The sequence below is a fragment of the Xenorhabdus innexi genome, from assembly GCF_002632485.1.
Classification (GTDB): domain Bacteria; phylum Pseudomonadota; class Gammaproteobacteria; order Enterobacterales; family Enterobacteriaceae; genus Xenorhabdus; species Xenorhabdus innexi.
The window spans coordinates 1-18,492 of sequence record NZ_NIBU01000033.1; the positions used below are offsets into that span (position 1 = coordinate 1).

Here is an 18,492-nt window from a genome sequence, read left to right on the forward strand (position 1 = left end):
TACTCAATTATCGCTGGGGTATCAAGGGGTCTTATCCCGTGGTCATAAAGACAATGGCGTATTCTTCAATGCCAACTGGAAATTCTAGTCAATAAAAATCAGTTAAATCAAGAAACTCACTGCTGGCGCTGACTGGCAGTGAGTTTTTAGTTTCTTTTTGATTTACAGGGTTTGTATACTCAAAGGTACAAGATGATTAAGTATAGCTTATCAATTTTAAGTCTAATAATAGTCTCCGAGTCATCGACATAACCTAAAGGAGAAAAATTATGACTTATCGTAAAGCTCTACTGGCTAGTTTAATTTCTATCGCAGCGTGCTCAAATGCGTTGGCTAATGAAGCACCATTAATGAAATCCACGGATCCCGGTGCTGATAAATTCACGACTGTAGGTAAATTGGTAGGCGGTTCACACTGTACCGCAACCCTGTTTGCCGGTGAAAATACACCGGATAAGAACGCAGCAGCGCTAATCATAACAGCAGGACATTGTATTGAAAATAGTTCCAATACAAATGATGTTATTGTTGATCAGCCAGCACCTGAATATTGGGAGTATACGCCGGATTATTTCATTGATAAAAAAGACAGTCTTTCACCAATAAAAATTGATCGTATTTTATATTCAACAATGAAATATGAGGATATCGCCGTCTTACAATTGAAAGCAACTTACGGTGATTTGGCGAAAAAAGGCTATCATCCTCTGAAGTTGAAGAAAAATCTTGAGATGAAAAAACAGCCTATCGTGTTGACTCACATTCCTGTGAATGATGTTGACTATAATTCAGCTTATCTCAGAAAATCTGAATGTGATATTACCGGGAAAGCACCCACATTGTACGAAAGCTCAGTTCCATGGATTTGGTCTCCGACTTTCTCGGTTAACTGTGCTGGTGTAGTTGGTGGAACGTCTGGTTCTCCTGTATTTGAAAAAGGTAAAACAGATGTTATCGGTATTCTCAATACTACTACAGAGCCGGGAATGACTGGTTGTGGCGATGGCCGACCTTGTACCATTGAAGACAATAAAGGTGTTCCGACAGAAGGTGCCAGCTATTTTATTCCTGTAGATTCCATTGCTAACGCAATAACCAAGGATAACAAACTGGATCTGTCCAAACTTGAAAATAATAGCGGTAATATCTTAGAAAGAAGCCAATTTTGGTCACCGTGGATCACTCAAAGTATTGTTGATGGTGAGAAAGCAAAATGGGATGTGGTAGTTAAAGATGGTGCTGATGTTACTAATATCCGCTATAAAGCCGGATTAATCAGTGAAATTGATTGTAAAAACGAAGCTGGATATGGTGCTCCGATTTCTGCCAGTCAGAAGACTCTGGAGAATCTGTTGATACCTGAAACTGAAGGGATCTACAAGCTCTGTGTTATTCATCAGAATAATGCTGGCGAATGGCAGAATGTAAAAGATGCGTCAGTGATGTTGCGGGAAATTGATAATACTCCCCCATCCATCGCACCCATTATTCATCCCAATGATTATGGAACTGACAGTTGGGTTGTAACGGTTGAAGCCCAACCATATGAACTTTCGGGGTTAGCACAAGTGAAATATGGCCCTAAAGCGACAACTAATTGTGAAGATAAATCAGATTATAGCCCTTTATTTAGGCCTGTAAGACTGGCAAAATCTGAAGCACCTTGGCGGATCTGCGCATATGGTCACGATGTAGCAAAAAACGAAAGCCCAATTAATGTACTTGATCTTGAAGCTGTCTCTGCTAAATAAATAATAACCAACCTCACTGCCAGTGATCGCTGGCAGTGAATCTGAATCCTTTCGCTACCCAAAAAATATCTTCATTACCAAAAATTTCCCCTGTTCTTCTTATCATTTCCACTCAATACGTTAGCTAAAAATTTCATCCATCATTCCCCTTCTCTACACAACTTACTTTTAAGGAGACTTGAATATGTCACCACGTATTGTATCGCCTGTAGTTTCACCATTCATTTTGCTGATATTTGCATGTGCTGTATTTTTCATCGGAGCGACAGAGTTTATGTTGGCTCCTATGCTCCAGCCATTGGCTGAAGCGTTCAACACGACAACCGACAAAACTGTCTGGCTGGTATCTGGCTATGCCCTCTCTTATGCGCTGACAGCCCCGATTTTTGGCTGGTTATCAGATAGAATAAACCGGCCTAAATTGTTGCTGGCATCTTTATTATTTCTTTCACTGGACGGGGTGCTATTAACCATAGCCCCTAATTTAGCAGTTGCGATTGGGCTGCGTATTTTTGGGGGTATTGCTGCCGCAGCTTTAATTCCGGCTGTTTTTGCTTTGATTGCAGATATTTTTCCCCTTCACAGGCAAGCCCCAGCGATGGGGATCGTTATGCTTGGCATGACTATGGGAATTGTCACTGGCCCTGTTTTTTCCGGTGTATTGACCGAGGCCTTTAACTGGCAGATGCCATTTTTGATAAGTGCAACAGGGTGTTTTTTGCTCTGCATTTTAAGCCAAAAACAGGTTTTACATCTAAAGTACAATACAGACCAATCCGTTAAAAAAGAAAATATAAAACTCCAGACAGCAATGTTTCACTGGATATCTCAGGGGAACATAATCCGGCCTCTTATTGCAAAAGCACTTTGGAATGGCACGGCAGTTTCTGCTTTTATCTTATCTGGAGAAATTTTGCGGCATTATTATGATTTAACAACGGGTACTGTTGGTATATCTGTTTCTGTATTTGGTATCGGGCTTGGTATCGGCAATCTATCCATAAGTTTTGTGAAGCGTAGAAGTATTCGGGATGAATATATACTACTGTTGGCCATCATCTTACTCTTTTTGGCCTGCACGGTATTTATGCTAATGCCGTTATCCCTGCTTTTTAGCCTGAGTTGCCTGATGTTATGGGGTTATGCGCTAGGGCTTGCAGCCCCTGTCAGTACATCTATTCTGGCAAAGCGGGCTAAACAGAACAAAGGCCAGATATTGGCAGTATCTGAAAGTTTCAACAATCTGACAATTTTACTTTTACTCCCTGTTGCGACTTTACAATTAACTCAACATATAACCCAACATAGTATTGTTGCCACAATGATCACATTAGGAAGCTGTTTAGTCACGGGGATCGGGTTAACATTAAAAGATTTTTTAGTGACGCCGTCACTTAATTGAGGCCAGTACTTGAAATTTGTTTAGTAAATTCAATATTGAAGGAAACTCAAATGACAATCGATTTTAATGCAAAAGAAAACCGGCACACTTATCTTGGACGCGAAGCACAGCAGGAATGGTACGATATCATTCATAATTTGATTGATCCTGCGGGAAAAGATATTGCAGATATTGGCTGTGGAGGAGGAATTTACTCTCGGGCATGGGTAAATCTGGGAGCAAAGAGTGTCACCTGTGTTGATTTCTCAGACCAAATGCTGGCAGATGCAACAGAAAATACTCAGGGATTACCAAATATCACTCTCAAGAAAGGAGATGCCTTGCATACCGATCTTCCCGAAAACAGTCAGGATATTATATTTGAGCGAGCCCTTATTCATCACATTAACGAAGAAGACAGAATATTATGTTTTGGAGAAGCCTATCGCTTATTGCGATCAGGAGGCATGTATATCTTACAGGATCGGACTGTTCAGGATATTAACCTGCCCGGCTCACCTGAACACATTCGTGGCTATATTTTTGATGTTTATCCTCATTTACGCAATATTGAAACCCAGAGAAGACCCGATACTCATAAAGTTATTAATGGGTTTAAAGAAGTTGGTTTTAATCATGTAAAAACATTTTCTTTTTTAGAAAAACGCACTACATATAACGATTTCTCACAGTTAGCTGACGATTTTCAAATGCGAAAAGGACGCTCTATTCTGCATGAATTAAATGATAAAGAGATTGCTTACCTCATTGATCATATAGAGATGTCCCTTCCCTCTCTGACCAATATTGTTGAAAATGATTATTGGACAATTTGGACGGGTATTAAATAAATATACTTCTTGTCGTCACATATGGCTAAAAACTCAGTCTCGCCTTTGCCAGTTAAAGGGTTGCATAATTAATCAGAGTGGTAATGCGTGACTGAGTGAGATTCTTTATTAAGCATTGTTGGTACAACGGCGTGTGTCAGATATACCACACATTTTAGGACTGGCTAAAGCTGAGTCAGATGCCATGACTTCTTCATTGGTTTTAACCGGATCGATAAATAATTTATTAATTTCACTCAATTCTAATTGAGACAAATAACTGCTGTTAAGCCCTTGGTAATTTTCTGGAATTGTTGTTGTGGTAGGAAAAATAAGTTTATCAGGATATAATCGACCGCTCCAAAATTCATCACCTTTTTCTAAAGGCCTCGTCATGCTTTGGTCTACTAGTTCGGAAACCTTTGCATTATATGGAAATCGGAGGCTATTTTCAGCCGCTGGATAATCATTTTTTACCATCCAGTTGACTATATTTTTCTGGCGCTCCATTAAAGTAATGTCTTTAAAAAAACCGGTTAGCACAATAGGAACAGTAATACCTCCAGCATTACGGTACTGCTCAATAAATTCAAGTCGTTTCTTTAATTGTTCATTTGTATCCAACGCACTCACTGAGACTCTCATTTCTGCTCTGGTAGTGACCAAACGTTGAATAATATTATCCTGAATATTTCTGAAAGCCTTAGTAATAAAAATCATCAATAAATTAGCATCTCTGGCCAGTTCAGCTATCCGGGTTGAAAGTGACCAGTTCCATGAAGGATCGCTATTCCATCCACATCGGATATATTTCTGTGAATCAGGAAGTGCACGTAAGTCGCAATTAAAAATATCTTCGTCTAAATAATTATCTATCCTTTTACCAAAATCAATGCCATCTCTCCAACTGGAGATCGCAGCAAAACACATTCCATAACAAGCCATACTTTCTGGTAGACAGCCTGTCACGACATCAGAAGTTAGACTATCAAATGGTAAGCCTCCGGCAATACCGGCCCTAATCAGCATTGAATTTGCTGGTTTAAATATAGCATTTTGGGTATATCCTCTATTGCTGTCTTTCACTAACTTCTTAATGAATTTTTCACTTTCATTCTTAAGATACATAACTATTTTCCTCGATTTCTCTACCAGGAATTTTTATCTGATAGCAATCATCGGGATAAATTTTCAATGCTTTAATAAATCTGTCACCGTTAAAGCATTCACGACGATGTAAAAGCTGGCTGTTATCATATAAAATAAGGTCTCCATCTGACCATACATGTGAATAAATATTCTCAGTTGATAAAATTCTTTGCAGAATTTCTTCTTTAACCTTGTCTGAATTTGTTAATGGGTTGCCATTATCAATAAATTCAATGGTGTTCTCACTTACATATATATATTCCTTTTCTGTCTTTTCATTTTTAATAATTACAGGATGAGCTACTGTAATATGAGGGGCATTATCATGAGAAACTGCTGGTTGTCTGGTTGACCAAAGTTTATTCAGGAGTGAGATTTCGTCAGTAGAAAGCCCCAGATAGTCAACAGATGTTGATGCAAAAGAAGTATTACCTCCATTACATTGTGTTACTACACCATGAAGAATACTAATAGAGGCAGGATTAATCCGAAACTCTTGATCGGAATGCCAGTAATCAGTATCACTTCCGGAAAAACCTAATGGGCTTCCATTGTTATCATTCAGGTTTGTTAAATAAGCAATATGTTTCCTATGTTCAGATAGAGATATTTTTCGTGCTGGTTCTTCTAATTTCCCATTTCCTATTTGGCGGGCAAAATTGACAAGTGATCTATCATCCATTTTTTGATTACTAAAAATAAGCAAACCAAAAACAGAAAGATATTCTTTAAGCTTCACACAGTCATCGGAAGATAATTTAGACACATCTTCGCAATTAACATATGCGCCATAGTGCTCTTTAACAAGCTTTAATTCAAAGGTCATATAGTAATCTCATAAAATACAAGCGATTATTGAGAGATTGGTAAGTCACATTAATTCAAAATTATATCGTTCTAATAAACTCCTGTTCTAAAAAACAGGTGGTGTGTTTTTAATTTAAACATTCAAGCTTATCGTTCAATACAAACGGTTCCTTTTCTTGATTCAGATCACAAAAATAAAAAAATAATATCTAATAAAAACAAACAATTACTTAATCTAATGAAAACATTAAATATTAAATATAATATGGAATATAACTCAACACTCTAAGTTTTTGTGTTTTTTGATCGTTATATTTAATTTTTAAAAATTAACTTGTTGTTTTTATTGATAAATATTTAATATTGTGCGTATTTTATAGTTTGTAGAAAGTTAAACACATTAATCATATGGGAGTATAAAACATATAAAATTCAATCAAATGAATTAATGACAGTAAAATTAAGTATTTAAATATAGTTAAGGTGATGATATTTGCATTAATTATTTGATTTATATACTTAAAAATTTTAATAACTAATATTAATGTTTTTATAATCATATAATAATAGTCATTGTAATCTTAATCTTCCGGCTAAAGGTAATTTTTTTTCAAAAATTCCTATCCGTATAACAATAAATAAGCTTTTATAAAAAAAACCAGAATAACCGATACTATTGTTCCAAGACCCTATATTAGGGTCTTTTTTATGATTTTTTTTGAAGGAAAAAACATAACTAATTATAAAATAATGATTTTTAGCACAAAAATAGCATGTTATAACAAAATGAAATATACAATTAATGTCCCTAATTTACGGAGGACCTTCGTTCTTCACTCTAAAGTCGCTTCTTTGTTGGCCTCACAAACATATCCTGCCATCGGAGGCCTGATTTTGACTGGGTTAATTCCTTCCCGGTGAGAGTAATGTGCCTTTGTTATCACGAGGCAACTTAAAATTTATTGAACTCTTTCCCTTCAATATCAGCTAAGAAATGAAATATTAAAATCTGACTTTTGACGTAATGCTTTTTCTTGCTCATCCACAACCTGATTTAATTTTTTCACAAAAATAGATTTTAGTTGCTCCCAATATTCTTCAAAGTATTCTTCATCACGTAAACAATGTGTCATGACAGCCGCCCGTAATACATAAATATGATGAATTTCCTGCCATTCATCCTGGCTAAAACCACATTGTTCAGCATAATATTGAGGAGTATCTCCGTACTCTTTATAATCCAACATTGTCGATGATGTGAATAAATCGTTGGTATAAGCTCGCTTGGTAGAATATGAACAGAGTTCATAAATACGCTTATTGAGGGCATTGTGATTCCGCAGACTGTTATTACCAGTTTCCTTGAAAGAAAAGTTAATCATATGAAAGTCAGGAGATGGCATGATATGCATTTCAAACTGGTATTTTCCGACCTTTATAAGAGGCATATTTTTTATGTTGTTTAATAACCAATGTGCCGTGACAATTCCTGCTGCTATCACTTTGCCATACCCGGTAACATTCAGAGGTAATAGCCGATGAGCTGCCCATAAAGCGGCAGCCGTTGCTCCTGCTTTTGAACCTTCCATTATGGAAGACCCTAATATATTCCTATTATTGCCAGATGAATGACTTTGAGGAATATTATCCTGAAAAACATAAACTGCCTGGGAAGAAATCAAATCAAGAATTCGTTTATCTTTCATGCAGATAGCGCCTGCGGAATATTGAATGAAACCCATTTTATGAGGATCAACTGTAATCGAATCAACATGCTTCAATGCCTTGAAACTCTGGTAAACAGCCGGTTTAGGCCAAACAATATTTTCAGGCATCAGGCCAAGTTGATGATGCTTCTTTATTAACTCATCATATTCCATAAATTTTCCCTGCTCATCCAGCAACAAAGAGCAGGCATATCCCGCATAGGCAGCATCAACGTGTATATAGAATGATGCACCATGATGTTCTTCACATTCTTTTCTTAATGCGATCACTTCATCAATACAATCAATGGCACCAACTTCCGTTGTTCCTACCACTGCAATCATGGCCAAAATAGCTTCTCCTTTCTCAATAAGAGAAAGTGTGATTTCGCGCATTTTAGCAATATCAGTCTGATACTCTGCATTAACAGGTAATGGAATAATATTCTCCTGACCGATACCGAAGATATCAGCCGCTTTTACCCAGGAATAATGCTTGGATTGTGGAACAAGTAGCTTACCTATAATTTCAGGTTTGACACCAGCACCACGACACGTCATCTCACGGATTTCATTAAATATCCCCTGCTCTTTTAAGCCACTGATTAAATCAATAACCTCCGTTGTTGACATATTCATTAGCTGCTGATGGGATTTGTGACTAAGCAGGTTTTTCGTTTCAGGATGTTGGGAAATAGCAAAAGGCAGCGTTTTCAAATTCCTGGCAACCCAAAGACCTTCGTAGTTTGCTACTGTTCCTCCTGATGTAATATGTCCCCAGGCTTGTTGTGGATCATAGCCGAACATGCGGCAGAGATCTAAGCCTGACTCAATCTCAAGTTCTGTTGTTGTTGGTGATACTTCATAAGAACAATTATTAGGGTTGTACATCATTGCCATGACATAAGCGAGGTTAGAAACCATCAAAGTGTCAGCATTGATATGACCAAGATAACGAGGAGAAAAAAGAGGAATAGAGGTGTTCTTTAGTTTTGCGGATAACTGATTGAGTATTCCTTCTGTCCGATAGAGAGTTTCCCTATAGTTATGTTCATAGCGATCAACCGATGTAATTAATGCTGAGTCTTCAGGATGAAACCCAGAACGCCAATGCATATGTTCACTGACAGCATAATCCATCATTTCTTTGAAGAACACGGCATTCTCTGATTTTGGACCTAAAAAAAGAGCATCAATGTTTAAGTTAGGATTAGATGACTTAGGCATAGTTGTAATATCCTCAATTGATCATTATTTTTTGTTATTTATTAACTATTCATTATATGAATCAAACTATAGAAACAGATATAAAACATATGGCTTGAAAATTTAATAAGAAATTAACAAATACTTTGGATTTGTGCGCAGGAACAAAGAAATTATGCAGGCAGGGGCTGGAGGCTGAAATTATCTACCCATATCACTTTATAGATAAAAGGTATTTTTCTGCACATAAAAATAAGCACTGGCGTTACATTTTTTATTGTGCAGAACAGAATAAATGGAGGATATATACTCATTAATTGAGTAATAATCAAACATCACACATAACAAAGAAGATATATTGATTAATTATTTCAGCAATCAACATGATAATTGTACCTGATAAGATAGGACAACCTATACGAACAAGTGTTTTATTTCTTCCTCTCCATAATGTATAGGTCCATATCGTCATGGCAATGATATATAAACACCACGTTATCATTCTGAAACCAAATGCACTTCTTAGATTAATTTCGGGTTGGTGAGGAAAGATAATATTTTCTATTTGACCTTCAGTTACTGCTTCGACTAACCATCCCATGTATGCTGGTTGTTCAATTAAGCGCGTTGTCACACTGATAAACACAATGATCAATGCTGTCATAATTAACTTAGTCGGAATTTTTTCCCGTATAAATTTTCTGCCGGGCTGACCAATAAGTGATAGTGCCAGTGCTGGCCCCAGAGTGAAAACTGCACCATAAAACAAGAAATAAGTATTAATATTTGTCCAGATGATTAGATTGCTGTTAGAGTAAATATTGACCATGTAATGGATATCAGCCAGTCCTATAATACTAATTCCCGCCATAATATATGCATGACTCTGTTTTGTAATCAGAACAAAGAGCGTATATAAACTCAGAGTAATAAAGTAGGCAGCAGAAAATGTTGTTTCTGTGTTTACCCACTCTTGCATCAGGTCATGTAATTGTAATAGCTGATATGAACTGGATGGATATCCGATGATATCCAGAAAAGATAACAACCCTATTCCTGCCAGAATACTGCTGATAACTAAAATTCTGCGGACAGGCACAGCTTCTGTTTCCTGCCCTACTTCTGTTTTGTGATAAAAAAAATGAGTATAAAGTGCACTCATTAAGACCAAACCAATAGAACTTTGCACTATCATTGTAAATGCAATCAACAGCCATTCACCCATGCTAATCCATCCATTTATCTGAAAACCACCACCATCACAACATATTATACCCAATGAATTTCAAGATGCATCGCAGCTAAAAGAGAGCGATTAGCAGCATAGACAGCTATATGTCTGAACCTAGCCAGCAAAAAGCCCATCTGAAGACAATGGGTATATATTATTAAGACAATTTAAGTTTAATTGAAATGTTATATCGAACATTCGGGATTTTACGCAAGTTATGCATGAATAACAGCAAAATTTCATTTTTTTCTTCTTTAATAATAACTGGGGTTGATTAGCAGAAAAAGCAAGCTCTTATCAGAGCGGCCTAAATATGTTAAATTGACCGACATCAATAATTTCTAACGAGCACTTCCTATGGTCCCGGAAAAACGTATTATTAGGCGGATTCAATCAGGTGGTTGTGCAATCCACTGTCAGGATTGTAGCATTAACCAATTATGCATTCCTTTCACTTTAAACGATCATGAACTTGATCAGCTTGATAATATTATTGAGCGAAAAAAACCAATCCAAAAAGGGCAAACACTTTTTAAAGCTGGTGATGCACTAAAATCGCTTTACGCTATCCGCTCTGGGACTATCAAAAGCTATACGATCACTGAAGAAGGTGATGAGCAGATAACTGGCTTTCATCTTGCCGGTGATTTAGTCGGGTTCGATGCCATTATAAATACAGAACACCCCAGTTTTGCTCAGGCTCTGGAAACGTCAATGGTATGTGAAATCCCGTTTGAGACACTGGATGATCTCTCCGGGAAAATGCCTAATCTCCGCCAGCAAATGATGCGTTTGATGAGTGGTGAAATCAAAGGCGATCAGGAAATGATCCTGCTGTTATCCAAAAAGAACGCGGAAGAAAGGCTGGCAGCATTTGTTTATAATTTATCCCGCCGTTTTGCCCAACGCGGTTTTTCTCCCCGCGAATTCCGCCTGACGATGACTCGTAGTGATATCGGTAATTATCTCGGTTTGACTGTTGAAACAATCAGCCGCTTGCTGGGGCGTTTCCAGAAAAACGGTATCTTAGGCGTAAAAGGTAAGTATATTGCTGTCGAAAATATGGAGAAATTGACTGAATTGGCAGGCAAAGCCCATACGAATGTAGCATAAAGTTGTTTCAAAATTTAAGCCAGATCACTATATTTTACTGATCTGGCTTCCCTATCCCCTGTTATAGTTGTCTACATTAGTTATCTCCCATACAAAAATCACATCCAGCCTCTGCGAGGGATTAATATGGCAAACTACCAAAACCTCTTAGTTGCAATTGATCCGAATCAGGATGATCAGCCAGCGTTAAGGCGTGCGGTATATATCGTGCAACGTAATGGTGGCAGGATTAAAGCTTTCTTACCCATTTATGATCTTTCATATGATATGACCACGTTACTTTCTCCTGAAGAAAGAGACGCAATGCGTAAGGGTGTTATTGGTCAACGAGTAGCCTGGATAAAACAGCAGGCACACTACTATCTTGAATCAGGGATTGATATTGAAATTAAGGTAGTTTGGCATAACCGTTTTTATGAAGCGATTATTCAGGAAGTTATTTCTGGAAAGCATGATTTATTATTGAAGATGGCACACCAGCATTCCCTGCTAGAATCGATAATCTTTACCCCGCTTGACTGGCATTTGTTACGCAAATGCCCTTGTCCTGTCTGGATGGTAAAAGATCAGGTATGGCCGGAAAAAGGTTCTGCTGTTGTTGCAGTCAATTTATCAAATGAAGAATCCTATCATAATGAACTTAATCTGAAATTAGTTCATGAAACACAGGATATTGCTAACAGAATTGTCAAAGAACCATTGATTCATCTGGTCAGTTCCTATCCTGCCGCGCCTTTGAACATTGCAACAGAATTGCCTGATTTTGATCCTAATGTGTATAACCGAGCACTACGTGGGCAGCATTTGGTTGCCATGAAAGAACTACGGCAAAAATTTTGTGTTAGTGAAGAACAAACTCATGTTCAGGAAGGTTTACCAGAAAAAGTCATTCCCGAAATTTGTGATGAACTCAATGCGGGTGTAGTCGTTTTAGGTATTCTTGGGCGTACTGGTTTATCAGCCGCATTTCTTGGTAATACGGCAGAGCATGTTATTGACCGATTAAAATGCGATCTTCTGGCGATTAAACCTGATGGTTTTGTTTGCCCGATTAGTGTAATCGATGAATAGAAAATCCGGTTAGTAAAATGAAAAACCTCACAGCAAAGCGATGGGGTTTTTCATTGAATTGTCAGTTACGGTTTCTCTATTCGTTATGCTGTGCTAATAGTGCTTTCGTCATCTGTCAGAAATTTAAATTTCTGGCTGCATTTCTCAAACGCTCATCTCCTCGTCGATCATACTTTTGAGTCGTTGTGATACTTGAGTGCCCCATCGCATCTTTGACCGTGACGATATCTTCACCATTGTCCAACATCGCTGAAGCAAAAGTTCTGCGTAGATCATGTGGAGCAAATTTTTCTATTCCACTTTCAATCCTGCGATTTTCCAATATGTGATAAATGGCCTGATCTGAAAGACGATTATCTGTCACATCATCATGACGCCGGATACGAGTAAATAATGGCCCGGCATGATCACCGCGAACTTCATCTATCCAACGGTTTAATCGTCTCCATGTTCCTTCCGGCATATAAGATAATCGTTCTTTATTACCTTTACCCATTACCCTTAGTGCTTGTTCACGATAAATAATACTTTTCATATCTAATGAAACAATTTCTGAACGACGCAAACCACATCCGATCAGAATGCCAATAATGGCAGCATCACGTAAACCTTTTGTACTGATATCATCTTCACAGGCATAAAATAAATTTTTAATTTCATGTCGCTCAAGTGCCCGTCCTTTCGGTAAGCGATTTCCTCTGACAGACCGTACTTGTTTGATGTGTTGGAAACTATCGGTATCAAGTTGTTTCATTGTCCAAGCTTCTAAAGCAACACCTTTCAGGGCAGAAAGATAAGTATTAATTGTTGCGGGTGCTTTTCCAGAATCAGAGAGCATTTCCATTACCGCCTGTATATGATGTCGCCGCAATTCACTCCATGAACAATCGCGCACATTCTGGTATCCCAACATTTTTGCCACAATATTAAGGAATGATTTCATTGTCTGGCGACTTCGTTTTGACCCCAGACTGACAAGATAGGCAATCGCCGGATTGTCATATATTTGATTACCAGATGTGGACAGTGACATAACCATGCCCTGTTTTTGGTGAGCTATATCATTTCCCTGTTCACGGGAAAGCACAACCAACGATTGTTTCCCTGCATTTTTTTCATCTTTATTGTGCATAAATTGCTCCCTGAATCCGACATTTATTGATTGCTCTACGTAAAAAATGGGGCTAATGACTCACACCATTTTATTTCTTAAACCTTACTTTTTCAAATGTATATTTTAATAAGTAGAAAGATATCAAGAAGCTGAAATTCAATTAAGGCATTGATAAATAATAATAAAAAATATGTCGGATGTCAGGCCTAATGGGATGATAAAGGATTGAGTCGCGTTGAAAACATCAGGGTAAATCTGAAATACCGGCTTTTCAGCCATCAGCCGGTATTCTTCCGGCGTCAGGTTATTCAGGCTTCATGTGAGCGTTTACTGTTAATTTTAATTTATAAACCACCGCATAAATCTGTAAAGCTTCCGGTCACAAATGAAGCTTCGTCACTCAGCAGCCAAAGAATCGCATTTGCAACTTCTTCCGGTGTTCCGCCTCTTTGCATCGGGAAATTTTTGGCAATACGATCAACTCTGGAAGGCTCGCCTCCATCAGCATGGATATCAGTGTAAATACCTGCCGGACGGACGCAGTTAACTCGTATGCCATCAGCGGCAACTTCTTTAGATAATCCTATAGTAAAGGTATCAACAGCACCTTTCGAAGCAGCATAGTCAATGTATTCGAAAGGTGAGCCACTTTTCGATGCACCTGATGAAACATTAACAATTGAACCCCCAGAGCCTCCTCTGGAAATCGACATACGCTTAATCGCCTCAGAAGAACAGTAAAAATGACTCATGACATTGGTCAATAGTACTCGTTGGAATCGTTCTCCATCCATATCAATTAAGGGCATTTTTTGTTTTAAGATCCCAACATTATTGACGAGGTGAGTAATATTTCCTAACTGAGTATCAATGAAGTCGAACATTTTTTTTACTTGATCCTCATTGGAAACGTCAGCACGTACAGCTATACATTTAGCATCCAGATTCAAAATTTCATCGCGAACTTTAAACGCAGATTTTTCATCATTTAGATAATTTAAACAGATAGAGTATCCTTTATTTGCTGCCAGTATAGCCGTAGCCGCTCCAATTCCTCGGCTTGAGCCTGTAACTAAAAGTATTTTCTCGGTCATGATTATCCTATCTGCATTATCCAGATTTCAGGTTAGTTACGAATTTACGTTAATTAAACTATACATTAATCTAAGTTACAGGCTATGGATATTGAATCTAAAAAAAATGAAAAATATAACTTGCATAATACTCGAGAACTTGTTTTAATACGCCATCGGTTTGAAAAACAGACCTCATACAAAGCAGTTTATTAAAGCAGTTCTCATACTCAGGCGTTATCATAATATCCCCTTTTTTTGAGTACCTCCATTAAGCGCTAAGTAGTTTCTGTAAAACAGGCCATGTTCGCCTAAAAAGGCTCAATCAAAGGAAATATAATATGTCTAATAAAATGACTGGTTTAGTAAAATGGTTTAATGCAGATAAAGGTTTTGGCTTTATCTCCCCTACCGATGGAAGCAAAGATGTGTTCGTACACTTCTCTGCAATTCAGAGTAATAACTACCGCACTCTGGAAGAAGGCCAAAAAGTCGAATTCACCATCGAACAAGGTGCCAAAGGCCCAGCAGCAGCAAACGTTGTTCCTACAGCGTAAAATAAATCTTCTTTGAATCCTTTTTTCTGCAATAGCGAAGACGGCTTACGGCCTGAGTAGACAGAGTAATAGGATTAGAAAAAGCCGGTAAGATAAAATCAAACCGGCTTTTTTCATTAGCGGATATTAACCTGACTTCAATTTATTCCCGTCAACCACTTGTAAGTTTTTATCTAATTCTCTTCTATCCAGTTCCGCACTTCCCACATACATTCAGTTACTGTCCAATAAAAATAAATATCGGAAAGTAAACTCAACTCTGACCAATAACGTTTAGTTGTTTAGTTGTTAATTGCAGGTAAAAAAAATTCTGATACTGTAAATAAGTAAGAAACAGTGGGACGAGGCATATGTCATCAAATAATTGCACTCTTCAACATGGTTTTAATAACAGAATCAGATTGCTCTATACACTCCTTTCAGTCAGCGCCATAGTTGGCACTTTATTGAGCACATCTGTAAATCCTTCATGGATTTGGCTTTACTATCTGACGAAGCCTACTGCTACAGCACTATTAGTGTTTTGGGTTCTAAGAGTTCGAGAACCAGTCTCAATACGTTATCGTAACGCCATTGCTGTTGGGCTTGCATTTGCTGTAGGCGGCGACTTTTTTTTGATGTTACCGCAAGACTGGTTTTTAACCGGGCTATTTTGCTTTTTGCTTACCCACTGCGCTTACATTTATGCTTTGTATTGTGACAGTGTTTCTATTTCTGAGATTAAAAATAATCGTCCCAATTCAAAACTCATTGTTGTTCGTACAGCTCTGATTATATTTTCGGTCTTTATCCTATTTATCGTAATTGCATTATTAATATTTATGGGATTATTAAATAACCTGCCTGACAGTGTAAAAATTCCGGTTGCCATTTATGCGATGATTTTGGCTTTTATGACTGGGTTATCGGTTAATAGAGCCATTATTTACCCATCCAGAAATCCAACACCTCCAGCACAACATGCTGCTAACATGGCAGCATTTGGCGGCATATTTTTTGCCATCAGCGATAGCATGCTTTCTTATGGACGCTTTTACTTTGCAACTCCATTAAGTCCGCTCTTGGTACTCAGTACTTATTATATCGCTCAATGGTATTTTGCCAGTTCTGTATCTATCGCAAGGCGAGAACAATGATAGAGTTAATCAGTAATAAATTTAATGTTTTGCGTCAGGCATGGGAACATAATCGACCCGATGAAAACCAGCGCCGGAATGATTTACTGCGTCTCCGCGCAAATTTTAAAGCCAGCCTGAATGAAATGGCAGCAGCAATTTCCTGTGATTTCGGTCATCGTTCCAGACATGAAAGCATAATGGCAGAAGCGATAATAGTGTTGAAGGAAATTGATCTTTGCTTGCGCTATTTTAAAAAGTGGATAAAACCTCAAAAATGCAAGGCTGGATGGCAGTTATGGCCAGCAACGGCTGAAATACGTTACGTGCCACTTGGTGTTATTGGCATTATGGCGCCGTGGAACTATCCGGTTAATTTGACGCTCACACCATTAATAGCTGCTATTGCCGCAGGTAATCATGCTCTTATCAAACCTTCAGAACATACGCCGCACACTAATGCCTATTTAGAAAAACTTCTCAACAAAACCTTTCCCGAAAATCGCGTCAGTATTGTTCAGGGCGGAGCAGATATTGCTGCCGCTTTTTCCTCCCTTCCCTTTGATCATCTGTTTTTCACTGGCTCCAAAGAGAATGGTAAAAAAGTAATGGCCGCAGCCGCACAAAACCTCACTCCTGTTACGTTGGAGCTTGGCGGAAAATCTCCGGCACTGATTGCTCCCGATGCTGATCTGAAAAAGGCAGTTTCCCGCATTATAACCGGTAAACTTTTTAATTCTGGACAAACCTGCATAGCCCCTGATTATGTATTATTACCGGAAAGTCTCATTGAACCGTTTATCGCAGAAGTAAAGAAACAGGTATTGCAACGCTATCCCCAGCCAAACAACTTCGCAGACTATACAAGTATTATCAATGACAATCAGTATCAGCGCCTTATCAAATTACTTGAAGATGCAATCAATCACGGTCATAAAACCATTCCGCTGATGCCTCTTGCTGACCCAGAACAGGCACTTAAACAACGTGTTCTCGTTCCTACGTTAGTGATAAACCCTGATGATGGCAGCGCTATTATGCAGGAAGAAATTTTCGGCCCTCTAATACCGGTTAAAACTTACCGCTCTTATGATGAAGCCATTCATTATATTAACAGCCATGACCGCCCATTGGCCTTTTATTGTTTCAGCCAAAATAACAAATATATTGAAACTGCTTTATCGCATATCGTTGCAGGTAGCATTTGCATTAATGACACATTATATCAATTTGCATGTACAAATTTACCCTTTGGTGGAGTTGGTTCGAGCGGTATGGGGCAATATCACGGCTATGAAGGTTTTAAAACTTTCTCCAAATCCATACCTATTTTACGCAAATACAACCCAGCCCTGACAGACCTATTACGCCCTCCCTACAACAAGATCATTAATATAATGATCCACTTTCTCACTCGATAAAAAATAATTAAATTAACTATTTTCATGAGCGGAAACATTTCATTTTATGGCATAACAGTCTGCTCCTGCTATAATTTTAATATTATAATTTCATGAGCTAAGTGAAAAAATGAATAATCAAGATATTAATTTAAATCCTGAGAAAGAAAATGCTTCCCCGAACAAAGAAACAGAGGTTTTCATTCGTCATGGGCAGTCGGTAGGAGCTGGGGCTGCAATACAGTGGATCGGCGATGCTTGGCGGATGTTTAAAGCAAAACCATTCCGATGGATACTATTTACATTGGTTTATACAATCATAATCGGAATAATTTCTTTTATTCCATTGGTCAAATTTGTATTTAGTTTATTTGGTTCAGTATTTATTGCTGGTATCATCACTGCGGCTGAAACACAAAGAACCACAGGTGATTTCAAAATAAGCTTGCTCTTTTATGGGTTTAAAGAAAAATTAGGCTCACTGATTGCTGTTAGTGTTTTTTATATAGTTATCTATGTAATTGGCGCTGTCGTCGCTGTCCTTATTGCAGGGGATGGCATGGTAAATCTGTTTTTAGACCCTCAACATGTCAATATTGAACTATTAGCACACAACGATCCTGGCTTCATATGGGCTATTTTAGTTTTATTTATTTTCATTCTCATTGCCATAGTATTTACTTGGTTCGCTCCAGCATTAATTATCATTAATAAAGTTAATTTTAGTGAAGCATTATTGATGAGCTTTAGTGCTGTAAAGAAAAATTTAATTGGAGGATTTATATTTTTCCTGTTAATGTCTGTCCTATTTATTGTGTCAGCTATTCCTCTATTTTTAGGCTGTATCATAACTCTCCCTATGTTACTTATTAGTTATTACACAACATACCGCAGTATTTTTTATACGCGGGCAGATTAAGCAGACACAATCAGATTTAACCGCCTAAAATAAAGAAGTCCGGTCATTATAAACATCTTTGACCGGACA

The 18,492-nt window shown here is 37.8% G+C and carries 15 protein-coding genes and 1 pseudogene; 9 read left to right on the forward strand and 7 right to left on the reverse strand.

What is annotated here, in order from left to right; genetic code table 11:
• Positions 1–269 precede the first annotated feature (269 nt).
• The 3 genes from Xinn_RS13020 to Xinn_RS13030 all read left to right on the forward strand — a co-directional run bounded on the left by Xinn_RS13020 (position 270) and on the right by Xinn_RS13030 (position 3,983).
• The gene (locus Xinn_RS13020; RefSeq protein WP_086953113.1) at positions 270–1,751 is read left to right on the forward strand and encodes a trypsin-like serine peptidase; all 1,482 of its coding nucleotides are present in this window, start codon (positions 270–272) and stop codon (positions 1,749–1,751) included.
• 184 nt (positions 1,752–1,935) lie between these two features.
• Positions 1,936–3,153, forward strand: a complete 1,218-nt coding sequence (locus Xinn_RS13025) for an MFS transporter (protein WP_086953112.1) — start codon at positions 1,936–1,938, stop codon at positions 3,151–3,153.
• A gap of 50 nt (positions 3,154–3,203) precedes the next feature.
• Positions 3,204–3,983, forward strand: coding sequence for a class I SAM-dependent methyltransferase (locus Xinn_RS13030; protein ID WP_086953111.1), 780 nt, complete (start codon positions 3,204–3,206; stop codon positions 3,981–3,983).
• Between the two features lie 108 nt (positions 3,984–4,091).
• Here Xinn_RS13030 and Xinn_RS13035 read toward each other — a convergent pair whose 3' ends face one another.
• The 4 genes from Xinn_RS13035 to Xinn_RS13050 all read right to left on the reverse strand — a co-directional run bounded on the left by Xinn_RS13035 (position 4,092) and on the right by Xinn_RS13050 (position 10,055).
• Positions 4,092–5,090 (reverse strand): hypothetical protein, encoded by a 999-nt coding sequence (locus tag Xinn_RS13035; protein ID WP_086953110.1) that lies wholly within the window; start codon positions 5,088–5,090, stop codon positions 4,092–4,094.
• Positions 5,080–5,937, reverse strand: a complete 858-nt coding sequence (locus Xinn_RS13040) for a TauD/TfdA dioxygenase family protein (protein WP_086953109.1) — start codon at positions 5,935–5,937, stop codon at positions 5,080–5,082. The genes Xinn_RS13035 and Xinn_RS13040 overlap by 11 nt, the downstream gene beginning before the upstream one ends.
• A 964-nt stretch (positions 5,938–6,901) precedes the next feature.
• Positions 6,902–8,851 carry a pyridoxal phosphate-dependent decarboxylase family protein gene (locus Xinn_RS13045; protein WP_086953108.1) on the reverse strand — a complete coding sequence of 650 codons (1,950 nt, stop codon included), beginning with the start codon at positions 8,849–8,851 and terminating at the stop codon, positions 6,902–6,904.
• Between the two features lie 307 nt (positions 8,852–9,158).
• Positions 9,159–10,055 (reverse strand): DmsC/YnfH family molybdoenzyme membrane anchor subunit, encoded by an 897-nt coding sequence (locus Xinn_RS13050; RefSeq protein ID WP_086953107.1) that lies wholly within the window; start codon positions 10,053–10,055, stop codon positions 9,159–9,161.
• Between the two features lie 363 nt (positions 10,056–10,418).
• On the opposite strand from Xinn_RS13050, the gene Xinn_RS13055 reads away from it, so the two are divergent.
• Both Xinn_RS13055 and uspE read left to right on the forward strand, forming a co-directional pair.
• Complete coding sequence (locus tag Xinn_RS13055; protein WP_086953106.1) at positions 10,419–11,174, forward strand: fumarate/nitrate reduction transcriptional regulator Fnr; 756 nt, start codon at positions 10,419–10,421, stop codon at positions 11,172–11,174.
• A gap of 126 nt (positions 11,175–11,300) precedes the next feature.
• Positions 11,301–12,245: a universal stress protein UspE gene (gene uspE, locus Xinn_RS13060; protein WP_086953105.1), complete on the forward strand. Its 945-nt coding sequence runs from the start codon at positions 11,301–11,303 to the stop codon at positions 12,243–12,245.
• Between the two features lie 115 nt (positions 12,246–12,360).
• On the opposite strand, the gene Xinn_RS13065 is transcribed toward uspE, so the two are convergent.
• The 3 genes and pseudogenes from Xinn_RS13065 to Xinn_RS13070 all read right to left on the reverse strand — a co-directional run bounded on the left by Xinn_RS13065 (position 12,361) and on the right by Xinn_RS13070 (position 14,453).
• Complete coding sequence (locus Xinn_RS13065; protein ID WP_169923578.1) at positions 12,361–13,278, reverse strand: tyrosine-type recombinase/integrase; 918 nt, start codon at positions 13,276–13,278, stop codon at positions 12,361–12,363.
• A 345-nt stretch (positions 13,279–13,623) separates the two neighbouring features.
• A pseudogene (locus tag Xinn_RS23440) lies at positions 13,624–13,694 on the reverse strand (integrase); the annotation flags it as partial.
• 9 nt (positions 13,695–13,703) lie between these two features.
• A complete protein-coding gene (locus Xinn_RS13070) occupies positions 13,704–14,453 on the reverse strand; it encodes an SDR family oxidoreductase (protein WP_086953104.1) in 750 nt (249 codons plus the stop codon).
• Positions 14,454–14,773: 320 nt separating this feature from the next.
• Between Xinn_RS13070 and cspG the strand changes: the two genes are divergently transcribed.
• The 4 genes from cspG (at position 14,774) to Xinn_RS13090 (ending at position 18,423) form a co-directional block, all read left to right on the forward strand.
• Complete coding sequence (gene cspG, locus Xinn_RS13075) at positions 14,774–14,989, forward strand: cold shock protein CspG (RefSeq protein ID WP_086953103.1); 216 nt, start codon at positions 14,774–14,776, stop codon at positions 14,987–14,989.
• 350 nt (positions 14,990–15,339) lie between these two features.
• Positions 15,340–16,125 (forward strand): lysoplasmalogenase, encoded by a 786-nt coding sequence (locus Xinn_RS13080; protein WP_086953102.1) that lies wholly within the window; start codon positions 15,340–15,342, stop codon positions 16,123–16,125.
• A complete protein-coding gene (locus tag Xinn_RS13085; protein ID WP_086953101.1) occupies positions 16,122–17,525 on the forward strand; it encodes a coniferyl aldehyde dehydrogenase in 1,404 nt (467 codons plus the stop codon). Before Xinn_RS13080 ends, Xinn_RS13085 begins: the two co-directional genes overlap by 4 nt.
• 109 nt (positions 17,526–17,634) lie before the next feature.
• Positions 17,635–18,423, forward strand: coding sequence for a BPSS1780 family membrane protein (locus Xinn_RS13090; protein ID WP_086953100.1), 789 nt, complete (start codon positions 17,635–17,637; stop codon positions 18,421–18,423).
• Positions 18,424–18,492: the final 69 nt, after the last annotated feature.